12 protein-coding genes and 3 pseudogenes are annotated in these 17,135 nt (G+C 46.8%); 1 reads left to right on the forward strand and 14 read right to left on the reverse strand.

Annotated features, from left to right (window positions below; all coding sequences use genetic code 11):
- Positions 1-659 precede the first annotated feature (659 nt).
- Positions 660-1,808, forward strand: a complete 1,149-nt coding sequence (locus tag UN63_RS12180) for a GNAT family N-acetyltransferase (protein WP_104487025.1) — start codon at positions 660-662, stop codon at positions 1,806-1,808.
- Between the two features lie 641 nt (positions 1,809-2,449).
- On the opposite strand, the gene UN63_RS12185 is transcribed toward UN63_RS12180, so the two are convergent.
- The 14 genes and pseudogenes from UN63_RS12185 to UN63_RS12250 all read right to left on the reverse strand — a co-directional run bounded on the left by UN63_RS12185 (position 2,450) and on the right by UN63_RS12250 (position 17,104).
- Positions 2,450-3,046: a DUF938 domain-containing protein gene (locus UN63_RS12185; RefSeq protein ID WP_104487026.1), complete on the reverse strand. Its 597-nt coding sequence runs from the start codon at positions 3,044-3,046 to the stop codon at positions 2,450-2,452.
- A 31-nt stretch (positions 3,047-3,077) separates the two neighbouring features.
- Positions 3,078-4,865, reverse strand: a complete 1,788-nt coding sequence (locus UN63_RS12190) for a PglL family O-oligosaccharyltransferase (RefSeq protein WP_104487027.1) — start codon at positions 4,863-4,865, stop codon at positions 3,078-3,080.
- Between the two features lie 216 nt (positions 4,866-5,081).
- Complete coding sequence (locus UN63_RS12195; RefSeq protein WP_104487028.1) at positions 5,082-6,356, reverse strand: sugar transferase; 1,275 nt, start codon at positions 6,354-6,356, stop codon at positions 5,082-5,084.
- A gap of 205 nt (positions 6,357-6,561) precedes the next feature.
- A pseudogene (locus tag UN63_RS12200) lies at positions 6,562-6,705 on the reverse strand (IS4-like element ISAs18 family transposase); the annotation flags it as partial.
- 196 nt (positions 6,706-6,901) lie between these two features.
- Positions 6,902-7,675 carry a glycosyltransferase family 2 protein gene (locus UN63_RS12205; RefSeq protein WP_104487029.1) on the reverse strand — a complete coding sequence of 258 codons (774 nt, stop codon included), beginning with the start codon at positions 7,673-7,675 and terminating at the stop codon, positions 6,902-6,904.
- Positions 7,672-8,946, reverse strand: a complete 1,275-nt coding sequence (locus UN63_RS12210) for a protoporphyrinogen/coproporphyrinogen oxidase (protein ID WP_104487030.1) — start codon at positions 8,944-8,946, stop codon at positions 7,672-7,674. Before UN63_RS12210 ends, UN63_RS12205 begins: the two co-directional genes overlap by 4 nt.
- Positions 8,943-9,737 carry a glycosyltransferase gene (locus UN63_RS16985; protein WP_146084745.1) on the reverse strand — a complete coding sequence of 265 codons (795 nt, stop codon included), beginning with the start codon at positions 9,735-9,737 and terminating at the stop codon, positions 8,943-8,945. The genes UN63_RS12210 and UN63_RS16985 overlap by 4 nt, the downstream gene beginning before the upstream one ends.
- Complete coding sequence (locus tag UN63_RS12215) at positions 9,737-10,726, reverse strand: O-antigen ligase family protein (protein WP_104487031.1); 990 nt, start codon at positions 10,724-10,726, stop codon at positions 9,737-9,739. The genes UN63_RS16985 and UN63_RS12215 overlap by 1 nt, the downstream gene beginning before the upstream one ends.
- Before the next feature lie 334 nt (positions 10,727-11,060).
- Positions 11,061-11,706, reverse strand: a pseudogene (locus tag UN63_RS12220) (ISAs1 family transposase); the annotation flags it as partial.
- 64 nt (positions 11,707-11,770) lie between these two features.
- Positions 11,771-13,126, reverse strand: a complete 1,356-nt coding sequence (gene ltrA, locus UN63_RS12225) for a group II intron reverse transcriptase/maturase (RefSeq protein WP_104487032.1) — start codon at positions 13,124-13,126, stop codon at positions 11,771-11,773.
- Between the two features lie 491 nt (positions 13,127-13,617).
- Positions 13,618-14,070: pseudogene (locus tag UN63_RS12230) on the reverse strand (ISAs1 family transposase); the annotation flags it as partial.
- 255 nt (positions 14,071-14,325) lie between these two features.
- Positions 14,326-15,375: a polysialyltransferase family glycosyltransferase gene (locus UN63_RS16990; RefSeq protein WP_146084746.1), complete on the reverse strand. Its 1,050-nt coding sequence runs from the start codon at positions 15,373-15,375 to the stop codon at positions 14,326-14,328.
- A complete protein-coding gene (locus UN63_RS12245; RefSeq protein ID WP_104487035.1) occupies positions 15,372-16,055 on the reverse strand; it encodes an acylneuraminate cytidylyltransferase family protein in 684 nt (227 codons plus the stop codon). Before UN63_RS12245 ends, UN63_RS16990 begins: the two co-directional genes overlap by 4 nt.
- Complete coding sequence (locus UN63_RS12250) at positions 16,052-17,104, reverse strand: nucleotidyltransferase family protein (RefSeq protein WP_104487036.1); 1,053 nt, start codon at positions 17,102-17,104, stop codon at positions 16,052-16,054. Before UN63_RS12250 ends, UN63_RS12245 begins: the two co-directional genes overlap by 4 nt.
- Positions 17,105-17,135: the final 31 nt, after the last annotated feature.

Raw genomic sequence — 17,135 nt, forward strand, 5'->3', positions numbered from 1 at the left:
GTGGTACTGCAGAGCATCCCCATGTTCCTCGGGATCCATCCTTGGCCTGCAGTGACACCCCCTCCCAGCCTCCCCCAGGGGCTAAGCCGCCGACATGCCTGCAGCCCCGCTGTCAGGGGGAGGAGCAGTTCTGCGCCAGTTCCAACAGCCCTGCGTTATTCGCCGGTATTACCCTGCTACGCAGAGCCTGCCAGCTAAAGCGGCAGCTACAAAAAACACAAACCTACACGCCCTTTGTAGGCACCACTTCAGTGGGGCGATCGTACAGCAATCAGCAAACCCTCCCGACTGACACCGGGCCTACAGAGGGCGCTTTTTGCAGGCACCCATTTATGTGGCGCAAATCCACAGACGAATCGAAATCGGTAGGCATAGCGCCATACCGGTTCCCTCCCCTTAACCCCGCACCAGCAGAATAACAGCGGGGTGCAACGCAAGGGGAGGGTTAGGGAGGGGTTACTGCAGAATATTCACATGCTCCGCTGGCTCGATATGTTGGGATTCGTGCCTCATCCCAACCTACGCACTGCTTCAGCTCCGCGGCTTGTTTTTTGGCGTCCCGCTTGCGCGCTACCAGCCAGCTGAAGCAGGCTTCTACAGGGTTTCGTGGTTCTTTGGTATACTCGGCGACAGCCATACCAGACATAAAACAGGTCGCCATGCCCTCTCCCGAACTGGTCTTTATCCCCGCCATCACCCAAATTGATGCCAACCACTGGGATGCGCTGTTTACCGACGGCTACCCCTTTACCCGCCACGGCTTTTTGCGGGCGCTGGAGCAAGGCGGAAGCCTGGGCAAAGACACCGGCTGGCTGGTGCAGCATGCCTGCCTGTATCAGGAAGAACGGCTGATAGCCGCCATGCCCTGCTACATCAAGACCCACTCCTATGGCGAATACCTGTTCGACTGGGCCTTTGCCGAGGCCTACCAGCGCCACCAGCTGGCCTACTACCCCAAACTGGTCTGCGCCATCCCCTTTACCCCCGCCACCGGTCCCAGGCTGGGGCTGGTACCCGGTTATCAGCCGGCACAGGTCATGCCCTGGTTTGAGCAGGGCCTGCTTGCCCTGAGCGAAAAAATCGGCGCCAGCGGCTACCAGTGCCTGTTCTGCGAGTCCGGGCTGGGAGAGGCATTACAAAGCCAGGGTTGGCAACCGCGGGTCAATGTGCAGTTTCACTGGCTGAACCGGGGCTATCGCCATATGGACGATTTTCTCGCCCGCTTCAGCTCCCGCAAGCGCAAGAACCTGCTGAAGGAGCGGGCCCGGGTGCAAAACAGCGGCATCCGTTTTACCACCCTGAGCGGCGATGCAATCACCCCGGAAGTCTGGCAACAGTTCTACCGCTTCTACCGGCGCACCTACCAGAAACGGGCCGGTCACAACGGCTACCTGACCCAGAAAACCCTGCTGTTGTGGGGCCAATACTGCCGGGATCAATGCGTGCTGTTTGCCGCCTGGCAAGATCAGACCATGGTGGCCGGTGCCCTGTGCTTTCGCTCACATAACACCCTCTATGGCCGTTACTGGGGCTGCGAACAGGAACTGGAGTTTCTGCACTTCGAAGCCTGCTATTACCAGGGCATTGAATACTGTATTGAGCATGGGCTGGCCCGCTTCGACGCCGGGGCCCAGGGCGAGCACAAGCTGCAACGCGGCTTTGAGCCCCGCCTCTGCTACGGCTACTTCAAGCTGTTCGAGCGGGGCTTCAATGACGCCATTGCCGACTACTGCCGGCGAGAAGAAGAGCAGATGCACCATTATCAGGCACAATGCCGGCAACAGTTGCCGTTCAAGAATGAGGGATAGGGAATGGGGAATGGGGAATGGGGAATAGCAGGACCTGCCAGCTAAAGCGGCAGCTACAAGTGACTTGGACCTTGTAGGGTCGATTTCAATCGACCAAGGGGCCCGGCACAGGATCACAACTTCTACAGGGTTCCGTGGTTTTTTGTAGGCACTGCTTCAGCTGCGCGTTTTTTGACGTACCGCTTGCGCACTACCAGCCAGCTAAAGCAGGCTTCTACAGAGTGCCGTGGTTTTTTGTAGGCACTGCTTTAGCTGTGCAATGTCGCGTAGCAGCATTCTGATATTTGGTCATCATTGCAGTTTTACTGCGGAAAACCAGCCAGCTAAAGCAGGCTTCTACAGAGTGCGGTGTTGTAAGCGCATACTTGTTCGCACGGTTTGGTGCTCTATGCCTGGATCCGCCGAATACGGGGAATCGGGGATGATAAGTAACACCCCATACCTGATGTGGAATCTGGAGCTGGTTTACCTTTCTCGTCCCCCTCGCGAAGGCGGGGATCCAGTATTTTACAGGCGACTCTGCAGTATCAGGAGGATAAAGGGATCTGCTCCACCGACCATCACATGACAGAACGTCATGTGCTGAGCGTCACAAGGAAGTGCTTGAAGCGAGTCGGAGGAGCGGGCCCTTTGTCCGACGTTTACACAGAGTTAAACACCAGCAGCCGGTTGTTCGCGGGCATGGCATGATCCGCCTGCAAGGTCAGCCCATGCTGCCCGGCCAGCGCGGTAACATCCTCAATATTCCGTATCCCCATATGGGGATTCTGGCTCTGCAGCATGGCGTCAAAGGCTCGGTTGCTCGAGCTGGTAAAACGACCTTCATAGTTGAAGGGGCCATAGATACAAACCGCCGCCCCCGGCGCCAGCACCCTTTCCAAGCCGGCGAACATGGCCTTAACCTCGGGCCAGGCCATGATATGCAGGGTGTTGGCGGTAAATACCCCCCGATACTGCCCGACCGGCCAGCGCGGCTGGGTAACCTCCAGCACCAGCGGCGGCAGCAGGTTGGGCAACGCGGCCTCGGCAAACCAAAGCGACATACCGGGAATATTCTCGGCCCTGTCACTCGGCTGCCACTGCAGATGGGGCAGGCCTTCGGCAAAAAACACACCGTGCTGGCCGGTGCCGCTGCCGATCTCCAGCACTGTGCCCGGCCGGTCAAACACCCGCGCCAGCACCGCCAGAATCGGCCGCTTGTTGTTTTCGCAGGCCAGAGAAAAAGGCTTGTCGATCATCAAGATGTTTCCTTCACACAAAAACATTCGCTCAATCAAAATACCAATTCTGGTAATAGGTCGCACTGCCCACCGGCTGGGTCAGCTGCCGGTATACCCTGGGTGCCTCCCCTGCCGCCAGCTTTGTTTTGACGTTCTCCAATGCCTCAACAGAAAACTGCCGGTCATGCGGATATTCCAGCCGCAGCCGCCCGGCCAGGGCTTGCGCGTCTTGCTCCCGGCCCAGGGCCAACAAGGCGACCAGATGATTGTGCAGCAAGCTCCCCCTCGGCAAACGGGCAATCACCGGCGTCGACCAGGCCAGATAGGCCTTCAGCCTTTCCTCGTCTCCTGCCGCCAGTGCTGCGGCCAGCACGGCACTGTGCTGATACAGTTCACGTCTGTCTTGCCAAAACCAAGGGTTCCACACCGCCGTTAACCGGGTGTTGTCACTAAACCGCTCACGTTCAAAATGGGTCAGTTGATAGCCGGTTTGCAGCCCGCTGGCCATATATAACATGGTCCCAAACCCCGCCAGCAACAATAAAGATCGCCCGGGCCAGACCGGAAAACGATAGCGTATTCGACCCCGACCATGTTCGCTGTCGAAAAACCACAGCACCACCAGCAGCCATAGCCAGTGCACGCTGGAATGACCAAACGGATATTCCGACATCAAATGGCCCAGCAAGGGCAAACACAGGGCCACCAGCGCCAGCCGCTCACTCCAGGGCAAATGGCGAAGCAAAAAATACAGCCCCCAGGCCCAAAACAGCCAGGCCAGCAAGGTCACCGCCCCGCCTTCTGCCAGCCACAGCAACACTTCGTTATGGGGGTGATGCAAACCGTCGGGCATCTGTGGCACAGTCCCGGTAGTGATAAGTAAACGGGCCGCCTCGGCATAATAGGCCGGTTCAAAGCCACCGTAGCCCACGCCCAGCCAAAAATGATTAACAATCACCCCCAGGGTAGTAGCCCAGATCTCGTAACGAACGCCCAGCTCGCCATAGACCTCCAGCATCCGCCGGGGCAGATCCGACTGCAGCAACACCACCAGTCCGATACTCAGCCCGAAGATCACCATCGCCAGCAGCAACCAACGCTGCGGCCGGGTGATCAGCCTCAGCCAGCACACGGGAAAAAGCAGCAACAAGCCTGCCAGCAGGCTAAATAACCCGGCCCGGCTTTGCAGTAACAGCACCAGCACTATGCCCATTACGGCCACCGACACGCACCACAGCCACATCAGCCACCTGGCCCGCCCTGCCCGTACCACCACCAGCAGATACAAGGCCAGCAATACTCCAGAGCCGGCAAAACTCGACATCACATTACGCTGCATGAAAATACCGTAAGGCAGCCGTACCCGGGTATTAAACCGAAACCAGTTGTCCGCCGGCAGTGCAAAAAACTGCACCAAACCGAACAGCATCTGCACAGTCGCCAGCCCCAGCAACAGGCACAGCAACCGGCGCCGCTGCGAGGCATTAAACCGGCACTGCTGCAGTACCAGATAAAACAGCACGCCACCGCTCAGGCCCAGCAGGCGTGGCAAGGCCTGCATCCGGGTTGGCTCGGCGTGAGCATAAAAAAAAGGCAGCCATAACATGGCTGCCCCCAGCAACAGATACCACCAAAAACCGGACGTCACCAGCACCGGCTGCAGCGCAAAGGCACCGGCCGCCAGCATGGCCCCGATAAACAACCAGGTAATGGCATTAAAGGGCAAGTCCAGCCCGGCCCCGCCCAGATGATGAATAAAAACATGCTGGCCAAACAGGCACAGCAGGCCAAACAAGACCAACACCCAGCGAGCAGGATCAACCGCTAACACACGCATAAGCACCTTAAAAAATGGGGAATGGGGAATGGGGAATGGGGAATGGGGAATGGGGAATGGGGAATGATTTTGCAGGCGCCCATTTATGCGGCGCAAACCCACAGGCGAATCGAAATCAGCAGGCATGGCGCCATGCAGTCCCCTCCCCTTTAACCTCGCAGCAACAGAACCGGCCGGGGGTTACCAATCCCAATTCCCCAATCCCCATTCCCTCTTTTACTTGGCCCCAAACCCGGTAAAAATGGTCCTGATGGTCTTCAACACAATCAACACATCCAGCCACAACGAAAAATGCTTGATGTAATAAAAATCATGCTGAATTTTCACTCTAGTGTCATCGGCATCGCTGGCATAACCCTGCACCACCTGTGCCCAACCGGTAATGCCCGGCTTGACCACATGGCGATAAATATAGAACGGAATTTCCTGATCAAACTTTTCTACAAAAGTACGCTGCTCAGGTCGGGGGCCTATCAGGCTCATGTCCCCCAGTAACACATTAAAAAACTGAGGAAACTCATCCAGCCGAGTTTTTCGAATAATTTTACCAACCCGGGTTATCCGCATGTCGTTAGATTGGGCCAACTGAGCACCGGCAACCTCCGAGTCTTTACACATGCTGCGGAATTTGTAGATTTTGAAGTCCCGATTACCCTGCCCTACACGATTCTGTATAAACAAAGCCGGACCAGGGCTATCCAGCTTAACCGCAATGGCAGTCAGCAACATAACAGGTAAGGTAACAGGTGCAGTGATCACTACCGCCGAAATATCAAGCAAACGCTTGAAGGCAGAATACAGTACCGGCGGCTGCAAAGAACCAAACTCGTTCTCCGACAGGTGATTAATTTTTACCCGCCCGGTCAGTGACTCCATCAGCTGCTTGTAGTGATAAACTGGCACCCCGGCCAAGGTGCAGCGAGCCAGAAAGCGCTGCCACTCTTCCGGGATCTCCGCATGCAGATCGGCGGCGATGGCATCTACCCGCGCACCATTCAAGGTTGGTGAACTTAACTTGAACCACTCCACCCCCTCTGCTTCATTCATAGTACTAGCCTTGCCCAGCGGCAGAAATGCTACTTTTTTGCGCATATGGCGCACAATAAAAAAGTAACTTGAAAAGCAAAAAAAGACATTAGCCACGGCGGTGTAAAAAATGTAATACACCGAATAATTCATCCGGAATACAAAAAACACCCCACCCAGAAATCCATACCAGACCAACACTGTAGGTAGAATATAATTGGCAGACTGGCAGCCCGGATAGCTCATTAACTGGCGCAGGGTGAAAAATGACCCCATAAATGCCAGGGCCACACCCAGTAGACTGTTCACCTTGGATAAATCTGGACGAATGTATCCTTCAACTTCCCATACCAACAGCCCTGGCAGTATAACGACCAGTAAAAAACCGATCAGAAAACGGCTTGGCCAACCAACCAGCAATCGCTCGTGCCAGCGATAGTGTCTCTTCGTTATTATTGCGTCCATAATCTGTTTATTCCTGTTCACTATTAAAACTTTAAGATATCAGATGCACTACGCAACCAGGGAAAGACTACTAAATCCCCAGTCCTGCCAAAACTTGCGAAAGGTAGGCGTTGTTGCGGCTCGCCCATTTCTGTTTCCGCTTGATGCCCAGGGCAAGATTACGAAAAACCGCGCCAAATAAGGGTTTTTCATGATTTTGCCCTGAACCATTTCCAATGGCATGAATGGCCAGCGAGCTGGATTCAATGACACCCTGAGTGGCATAGGCCAATGAAAGTATCCGCTTGGCATGCATATCCTGGCCGAAGATGTCATGTAGGTGTTCAGATATAGTATCGCGGGTGATCATGAGCTGCCGTGTCGCCGAGTTTGGTTCAAAGCGGGTAGTTTACCCGCCAAGCCGCGTCAGCTCTAGCTCATATGAGGGGATGGCTAAGGCTCAACCCACTTCGTCATGTCACCCTTCGCTACGTCTGTTGTTCAGTGGTGTTGATGATACTCATTCAAGAATTTATGGGTAAAGGGATGACTTAGGTTATGCCGTATTACTTCTCAAAACGAAAAATCAATGACCGACGAATAGCGGTCACTACGTAATACAGCCAATAATATAAACTAGAAAAAATGCCAATCTTAAGATGCTGGCGATATATTTTCCACTGCCAAATGGCGGCCTTAACCTTATTGGATGACAGAGAGTTTCCACCTCGTCGATAACGAGCCAACAGCCTCTGTACGCAGCACACCTTGTCCGTTCGCCTGATCAGCTCCAACCACATAATATAATCCTCATGGCCACAGCTCTTCTGAAAAATCTTGCCCAATCGTTGCTGATTGTAGATGCCAGTTAGATTTCCAACGCAATTCCCTCGAAGCATGGTAGAAAAATCTAACTTCTCGGGATAAGTCCGGACAGTAAATAATTTTTTTGGATCAGTATCGAAAACACCGTAATTAGAACAAACTATATCAAATCCATTTTCCAACCATACAAGCTGCTGCTGTAACTTATCTAACTCCCAAATGTCATCACTATCCAGAAAAGCTATATAAATCCCATTTGCCCGTTTTATTCCTACATTTCTCGCCTTAGCTACGCCACCATTTCTTTCTTGACGAATATATTCCAATCGAGGTTCACAGAAAGAATGAACAATCTCGGCAGTGTTATCACTGGATGCATCATCAATAATATACAAGCGCCAATGAGGATAGGATTGATATATAACAGATGCAATAGAATCTCTAATGGTTTCGGCTGAATTATATGCAGGCATAATGATTGAAATTTTTTCTAATAAACCAACATGAGAAATCATAAAAACTCTAGCTTTTTAGAAACAGAAATAGCATCCAACATTGAATCTTCTATAGAACAATATTTCCAATCACCGTATCGACCAACTGTATAAACCCCTACAGACTCTAGCTGTGATTTTATTTCCTCTTTCCTTATATGCAGCTGGCTATCAACATGAACATAAGCAGGATTCATCACTATAGAGCAATAAGATTGTAACTGATGAGTTTCGTCTATAATTCCAGCCTGCCGTAATCCTTGTAAAACTTTATCTAACGCACTCTGTTCATCAACAGTACTCTCGGGTGAACACCCAATTTCCACATAAAGACTTAGGCGTTCATGGTCCAATATATTATTATAGAAACCAACACGATAAAAATTGTATTTACCTTCAGGGAAGTAAGCCCAATGAACATCATCAAACTTGGATGACTTGTTAAAGCCAAGATTGAAAACTAACACTTTATTCCAAGAAAGTTTAGAAGTGAAATTCTGGTGAGATTTTTTATCTATTGATTCAAGAAGTAAATTGAGGGGCATTGTGTTTATTAAAAATTCATAAAAAATCTCTCTCTTATCAGTAACAACACATTTCCTCTCCACATCAACAGAGATAACTTTTTCATTCATAAGGATTTTGGAAGAAGGAATATCTTCTGCCAATGCGTCAACGAAAACCTTTGCACCATTTTTGGGATATAAAAAAGTAGCATTATAACTACCTTGATATTCTTTCTTAAAGCTTTTTATTATTTGTTCCAGGTTTGCATAGGGGAAGAAGCGACCCATAGCATCTTGATCTAGTTTATTTAGATCACAGGCATACAACTTCTCATTGTATGGCTTTAGAAACATCTCCGTTATTGAACGGCCAAACTTACCGTATAACATATCGAGAAATGATTCGTAATCTTCCTTTTCTTCTTTAAAAAACAGATCGTACAAACAATCAATAAAGTCCGACTTATCTAACTGATGGATGTTAGTTTGGAATGGGAAATCAATCACATTATCTTTATAAAAAATATTAGTGACCTTTTTTTTGTAAACTAATGAGTCATTTGATATTTTACCTTGGAAAAATTTTTTAATCTCATCGTTTGAGAAATGGAAGAAATGCCCAGCATAATCCCATATAAAACCATCTTGATGTATTGTTCTACAATACCCACCTAACTCTTTTTCTTTTTCTACAAGGAGGATATCCTTTTCCTTGTTCTCATTTGCAAACATAAGACCAGAAACACCGCCACCAATAATCAGGTGTTTACAGCGAACAGTATTCATCTATAATAATCCTCTTTAATAAATTTAAACGAGCCTTTAAACATAGTTTTCAAGAATGATGGGAAAGAGTATCTACAAGAGTATTCGCGGTATTTCTTACATGCGAAAAATACATTTAAAACCATCCCCTTAAACCCAAAAATACGAACAAAAGCAGCCCCTTTTGATGTTATTAGATGGTCATTAAAATCTGTACCGGAACTCTCAGGGGGGTGAATAACTACTGGAATAGGAAGATATAAGATTTTAAGGCCTTTTTTCATCGCATCGTGTAAAAAAATAATTTCATCATGAACACGATATTTACTTCCCAGACCAAAATTTGTATCTAATGATAACCCAACATCAACAATTCGGCGCCGTCTAAATGCAATTTCAATAGAAGCACAACGGAGTATTGAACGCCAATTATGCCATTTCTTTTTCTGTGGGTAGCCAGAGTTAAAAGGTTTCCCTTCTGTCGTGACTATCTGAAACGTAATAATATCAGCATCAGGGTGCTCTATAAATGCATTGACAACTATATCTTCCACATTATCGACATAACCAACATCATCATCAGAAATTAGACATATATCCCCAACAGAATTACTCAATGCCATATTTCTACTATTTGATGAGCCGCGTTCGACACAAGAAATCATCTTTACATTATTTATCTCTTCAACACATTCACGATCACCCTGATTAATTAATAGAACAGACGAAGCTGTATTTTTATAAGCCCAATCTATATCCGATATAGACTCTTTAAACATTGTTGCCATCAAGATTTGAAATGATTTCAACATCAACCTCCTTTATAAACATCAAATTCATTTACACGAGAAATCCCATACCTGTTAAAAACAAATGAAGGCAAGGATATAATTATTAAAGCCCATAGATATGAATCCCAAGATTGAAAGAAAAAAACAATATCAGTTGATGCCCGAACTAAAAAGCAAAACAATATAGAAAGAAGAACAATATCTTTTCTTTTCAATAAACTTACAATAGACCAGAGTAATGTAAAGACAATGACAAATGAAAAAAGAGCAAGATTACCGTACATTTTAATATAGCTATTATGAGGATTATCAGTTCCGTTGGCTAAATAGCTACAATGATTACTGTTAAACGCATCCAAACCAAAAACAAGATGCTTCACATCAAATATATCGGAATAACAATTTATTACATTTTCTCTACCGCTATCGGTAAGACTGCCAACTGCAAGCCTTTTTACAACCCCAAAGGATTCATACATATAGAAATATATTTCACTACTAAAAATCATTATAAAGAACGTGACAAAAAACAAAAGGAAGAATATAAAAAACCTCCCTACCATCTTGCTATTATAAAAAAACAAAGAAATAACCCCTAGAGTAACAATAGAAAATGAAATCACTCCTGAACGGCTATCACTTAAAACAACAACAACAAAAGAAATAAAAACTCCAACATACTTCAATCTATTACTAAGGGTGGAGATATAAAGAGAAAAAAATGAAAAAATTATTAATACTGAAATATAATTCCGACTGGAAAAATTAAACAGTTGCGTATTTAAATCCAACCCTAGGAACATTGCACGCCCACAATAAATAACAACACCAAAAAAAAACAACAATGAAGGTAACCTTAGCTGATGCCTATACAAAGACATCATAGCACCAAAAAAAGGCATTGAGATAGAAAAGGCTATATCGCCAAATTTATACTTCTCACTTATAATTGTGGTAATTACAGCAAAAAAGACAAGTGTAAATATGTAAAAATAAAACTTTACACTCATATATTTAAAAACAAAAAAAATGAAAAAACCCCAACAAGCATATTGAATAACTGAAAATAAATATTACCATCTCTCACATATAAAAATTGAGACAAGAAAAAAAAAGAAAACAAAACAACAGTAAATCTTTCATATTTTTTTGACATAGTAAAATTTTTATACATTTTTATCTCAACAAAGAACTTACAAGTTAAATATAAAAGCTGAAGCATAACAACAATTCAACTTTAAAATACAAGAAAAGATCAAACATACGCGGAAAGATTATAAAGCTATAAACCTTGGCTAGCCTGGTGAATTCATCCTAAGGGAAGCTGTAGTGGTCAGGGCAAGATTACGAAACCCCCAGGCCTGACAAGACTTTCGAAAGGTAGGCGTTGTTGCGGCTCGCCGTTCAGCGCATTGAAGGCCATGTGCCGAATAGCAGCGATGTTTTCTCCCGCCTGCTCCCGTCGAATACGGCATTCGTCTTCCCGCATGCCCACATCCAGCCGCCAGTGTAGCTGAGATTCGATAGACCAATGGGCTCTGCTTGCTTCCAACAACGCTTGGGCGTTTAACTTAGCCGAGCTGATGTAATAGCGAAGGGTGATGTCGGTTGCTGGTTTATCGCCTTCTTGGCGTATGCTCGCGACGATACCCATGGTCTTCAGCTCCGGCCATTCAAAGGCAAGATCACCCAGCACGGAGAGATCGTCATTGACCAGACATAATCTGGTTTCCCGTCGTCCATGCCCTTTATCCTGCGTGCTGTAGGTATCGCCTTCGTCGCTTTGCAGCATGTCCAGCCGGAAGTAATTATCAAATGCGGCCTCCAGGCTTGGCTGGTTGCTTTTGACCGACAGCAGGTAGTCTGCGTCTTTATCTATCACCTTTTTGGCAATCGCTCGCTGACAGCCCATGGCATCGATGGTGACCAGGCAACCTCTGATACTCAGCAGCTCCAACAACTCAGGGATGGCGGTGAGGTGAGTAGACCGAGGGAACCTCCCCCTCAGCCTCTCGCAAAACGGAACGTGAACCTCTCGATTCATTCCGCTTCCATCAAGCAAACCCTCTTGCAGATCCAAATCGCCAATGGGCGAATAAACCGGGACATCTCACTGATAGTTGATCAAATAACCCTATCGTTCGACGTTTGTGCCTCTTGAGCGTCTTGAATTTCCTTCTTGCCCAACGCACCAGAGTTTTATTCAGGTGTCGAAATACCGGATCGAGTGCTGAACGACGATATTGCCCGTAATAGCTTATCCAACCCTGCACGATCGGGTTTAACCATCGAGCCAGCTCTTCCAGGCTATAGTGACTTTTCTGTCTTACTTTCAGCTCTCTGATGGTCCGTCTCATGGCCTTCATCGCAGACAGGCTGACTGCCGGAGTAAAGCTGCTGAATAAACTGTTGTCTGAACGTCTTTGACACCGTCTCTGTCTGAAGGTGTACCCCAGAAAGTCGAAGCTTGTGCAAGGATGGTTTCCTTTTCGTCTGCCATCTTTGCAGTATACCAACTTCGTTTTCTCTGGATGCAGTTCAAGGCCACAGTCTTCAAACCGCTGCTTTATTGCTCTATGCAGTAATTCCGCTCTGCTTTTGGTGATGGCATGTACCAGACCATCATCCGCATATCGACACCACGGGTTATCAGGGAATTGCTTTTGCATCCACTTATCAAATACATAATGCAAGAACAAATTTGCCAGCAACGGACTGACGACACCGCCCTGCGGTGTTCCCTGATTGCGCTCGATGATGTTGCCATCATCTTGCTGTAATGGTGCGACTAACCACCGTTCGATATAGAAGATGATCCAGCTGAAATTCTGCCCCTGAGTCCGTTCACCAATGGCAACGTGTTTCTCAACGGCTTTCATCAGCAGGTCATGTCGTATGTTGTCAAAGAGCCCCTTGATGTCAAATTCCAGCACCCAGTCGTATTTCCAGCAGCGCTTTCGTGTTACGCCTATGGCCTGGATCGCTGACTTAGCCGGTCTGTATCCATAGGAGTCCTCAAGAAAACTCGGTTCTATCATTTGCTCAAGTCGTTCTTTGATCACCATTTGTGCGACCCGATCACCGACGGTGGGAATGCCCAATGTTCTCACGCCACCTGATTTCTTCGGTATGTTGACCGCTTTTACTGGTGGGGGAAAATAGGTACCCGATGACAGTCTGTTCCATATCTTGTACAGGTTGTTCTTGAGATCTTTCTCGAAGTCCTCAAGTGTTACACCATCAATACCCGCACCGCCTCGATTCGCTTTCACTTTTTCGAAGGCGGCGTACACATCCCATTTTGAGATTGCAAATGGTTTTGCCTGCGCATGCACCTTCCTCCTGCCACTGTGTGACAGTTGAGATGCCTGCTCAGGCTGCTTGACGCAACCCCTTCGCTCCACACTCATTACAAGCGCTTCCTCACTACTACGAGTTGCTCCGCCCCAGTATCATGCATCGGTACTCTCAGGCTTATCATTTCTGTGATTTGCCATTCTCCCTTAACATCATGATGACTGGTTCCCGTGGTTCCCATAAAGAGCCTGGTGTAAGGTCATGCCTACTTTACGCCGAACACCGCACACTCAGCATTCGGAATACGCCAGTGTGCTTGTCCCGAGGTAACGAAACGACCCCGGTTTTGATGTTGTTTGGAAGTTTACGACGCGTCCACATAGGTTCGGGGTTACTCATCTCCTTACACCCTACCTCGCCAGAATTTTCTTCTGATTTTCCTTCAACGCTTCCGACCATCACTCTTAATAACAGCCGCTTGAAGGTGGTTTAGAGCCGGCTTCCGACAGCAGACTCTGGAGGGCCTTCCTCCATCTCTTCATGAGCTTATGCTCATTCACTGACTGTTATCCTAACAAGCCAGCTTCAGTGCCCACGGCACACTCTCGTTGCTTTTCTCCGCCGTTTTCACCTGTCCCAGTACCACCTGATTGGCGGCACTGAAGGCACTCACCATGTGAATGGCTCCTTGCCGACGGCCCTTGTCATAAGTACCACGCAAGGTTTTGCCATCAATGGCCACCACCTCGCCTGCGGTCGCTTCATGGCAATTTCTCATCCAGGCTGAGAAGCTTTTTTGCAGCTGTTTACCCGAAATCATCCCCATCACACGAGCAATGGTATCGTGTACCGGCACACCATTTTCAAAATCGCCGTACTGGCGTAACCAATCGAGGTGATCGAGCCCGAAATCCTCGATCTCCTCCCAACCCTCGGCGCCACCGATGACGGCCACGATGGTAAGAAACAAGATATCAGAGAGCTTATGCTCGATTTTCCACTGTTGGCGAGGGTCACTGATGATGGAGAGATGATCCAAAAGGCTGAGTCCGTTCATGATGATAATCTGGCGTTGAAAAGACAGTATATGATCACAGCCAGATCTGATCGTCAAAGCGATCCTTCAACCAATCGGTTTTTCTTTAAAAAAGACGCCGCTTAAGGTACAAAGTGGCTGTTATTTTCAAAATCAAACCTCGCTGGAAGCCTTGCCACATAAGGGTTTTTCATGATCTTGCCCTGAGATCTATGTCAGTAGCTCAGAACCTTAACAACTAAAAATTTATGTGATGATTTCACATTATAAAAAACATTAACCGAACTCATGTTCGTCAATAATCGACTCCCAATCAGATACATAGTTAGCATTAAAAAATTTAAGCGGGATAAGCTGCTCAGATTTTCTTGCAATCGGCTCTCCATTTGCATGAATCCCGCTAGAACAAAGTGCAACGCAATAGTCAAACCGATGGGAAGTTAAGTAAAACCACAATTCAACAGGAAATAATGTCGGTAGTTTTGTTGTGTTGTCGAGTATATAATCTAACTCTTTAGGATGTTGTTTTATAAATACACGGTACCCTTTTTCAGTAAGTTTTTCGACAATTATTCTATATAGGTTTATTTTAAATTCCGCACTACAAATCCCTACCTGATCAACTGGCTGAGTAAGAACAAGACAAGACTTTTCAGAACTCATTCGATAAAAACTCTCAAGTTCAAACACTTTCACAAATGAAGATCTAGCCTTATTATTCAGCCCGCTCAGCAATGTGGAAAATTTAAGTTCAACAGCCTTTTTTTTTATTCTTTCAGGGAGCTTGTCGGGATACTCAACCTCAATTGATTGAATCCAAGACTCCTCTCCCCAAACTTGCCCTTTCATAGGCAAACCAAAACAAAACCTAACAATCCCTTTAAGGGGTGAAACAGGATGAACAACATAGTTTGAAAGTCCATCCTCCCTTAAAGCTATAGAATGACAAAACCCTCGTAGGACTTTCGAAAAAAATGGTCCGGAATGATAAATATATCCAACATCAAAAAACTTACCATCAAGGAAGCTTGGAGTCCAACAATGAGGAAAACATATAGAAAAATTTTCATTAAAAGAAATATTCCTTCTAATGACATTGGGTATGATATTTGGAAGCCTTGTATAATCCACAAACAAAGCATTCTCTCGAACAAAAAAAAATACAACATCTCCAAATTCTTTTTTTAACCTATACTGTACATCAACCGGTATATATTGATAATCCAAATCAACAACTATTGTTGTATTTCGCTTTGTAAGCAGAGCGTCACAAACAGCCATAAGAACCTGCCTGTAAGTAATGCAAAAATGTACAGTTTTATTCATGAGTACTTCCTAAAGATAAACTCAGCAAAATCAAAGTCAAACTGTACATCAATATCCACAGATTCATATGCGTTCATGACATAAGCAAAAGAACGTTTACAATAAATATCCTTCAACCGCCCTACTAACTGCCTCTCAAAAATGTAAATGGCACCGTTAATAAGATAATAAGGTTCCAAGTCCTGCACTCGCTTATTATTTTCCGTCCTAATAAAGTTATGTAGACAAAGATCCGCTGGTAATCGGTTACAAAATTGAATAGGATGCTCTAGTTGGCAAACTGAGACTACAGATTTCGCTTGTTTATCAATATATATCTGGTATGCCTCACGAATATTTTGAGCATTACGTAATGGTGAGGTTGGTTGCAATAGTGTTACAGCAGTAACGGTACCCCACTGGTTCTCAACCAGTTCAACCATATGAGTAATCACATCATTGCTCGTGGCTGTATCCTTGCTCAGCTCGTCAGGCCGCAAGCCAGGAACTGTAGCCCCAGCTTGGCGTGATACATCAGCAATAGACTCACTTTCAGTACTGACAAATACATGATCAAACACGCCACTTTCAAGTGCAGCCTCAATAGTCCAGGTAATCATCGGCTTGCCTGCCAACAATTTTATGTTTTTGCCTGGCAAGCGCTTGCTGCCCCCTCTGGCAGGGATAATAGCGATATTCACTTGAAGAGCCCCTTGATATCGTTCTGCGCTTTTTGATAGTCATCCATCCGTCCAATATCCAGCCAGTAGTCATGGCTGGTATAGATCCCGACTTTTTCTTGCTGAGACATCCGTTGCTCTAATAATGTTGGCAGATCGATTTTGGTATCAGGTTTTACCGAAGCGACACACTCCGGGCTGAGAACATAAATACCGGTATTGATACGATAGCGGTAGGTGGGTTTTTCTACCATATCCGTGATCAGTTCATTTTTACTTTCAATGACGCCAAACGGTACCTGATGTTCCAGCTCACGTACACACATAGTGGCATCAAATGTTTGCTGCTCATGGTGTTCCAGCAGACGGATAAAGTCGGCCTTGGTCAGAACATCTCCGTTCATCATGATCAAGGGTAACTTGGGTAAATCGGCTGGCAGCAGACCCAGGGCACCACCGGTACCTAATGGAGTTTCTTCGTGAACATAGGTAATGGACACATCCCAATCACTGCCATCACCAAAGTAGTCACGGATCTGCTCCGGCATATAGTGGGTGGAGATATAAAAATGATGGAAGCCCAATGCGACAAATCTATCTATTAAGTGCGCCAACATGGGTTTTTCGCCTACCCGCAGCATGGGCTTAGGGCAGTGATCGGTCAAAGGCCGCAGACGGGTACCAAAACCACCAGCCATGATGAAAACTGGATTATCCCGTTTCTTTGGCTGTAGGGCATGATGTAAGGTTTCCAAACCCAGTAACAGGCCCTGTTCGTCGACAATGGGCAATGACAGCAGATCATGTTTATCCATAATCTTGAGCCGCTGCTCACGTGAATCGCTTGCTTTAGCCGTTTTGGGTTTACTGTTCATCACCCTGACAACTGGCTCTTCCATATTGCAGTCGACCAGCAGGCCGCGGCGAATATCACCGTCGGTTACGGTCCCCTGTAAACTCCCTTGCTCATCACAGACCAAGGCGATACGCAGTGCGGCCTGGTCAATAACGCGCATGGTTTCTCGAATTGTAGCACTCGTCGTAAGGACGACACTTTTCCATTCTGACATTAAAGAACCTTCATAAATAACTAGACCGCGA

This window comes from Oceanisphaera arctica (genome assembly GCF_002936955.1).
In the GTDB taxonomy this organism is placed as follows: domain Bacteria; phylum Pseudomonadota; class Gammaproteobacteria; order Enterobacterales; family Aeromonadaceae; genus Oceanimonas; species Oceanimonas arctica.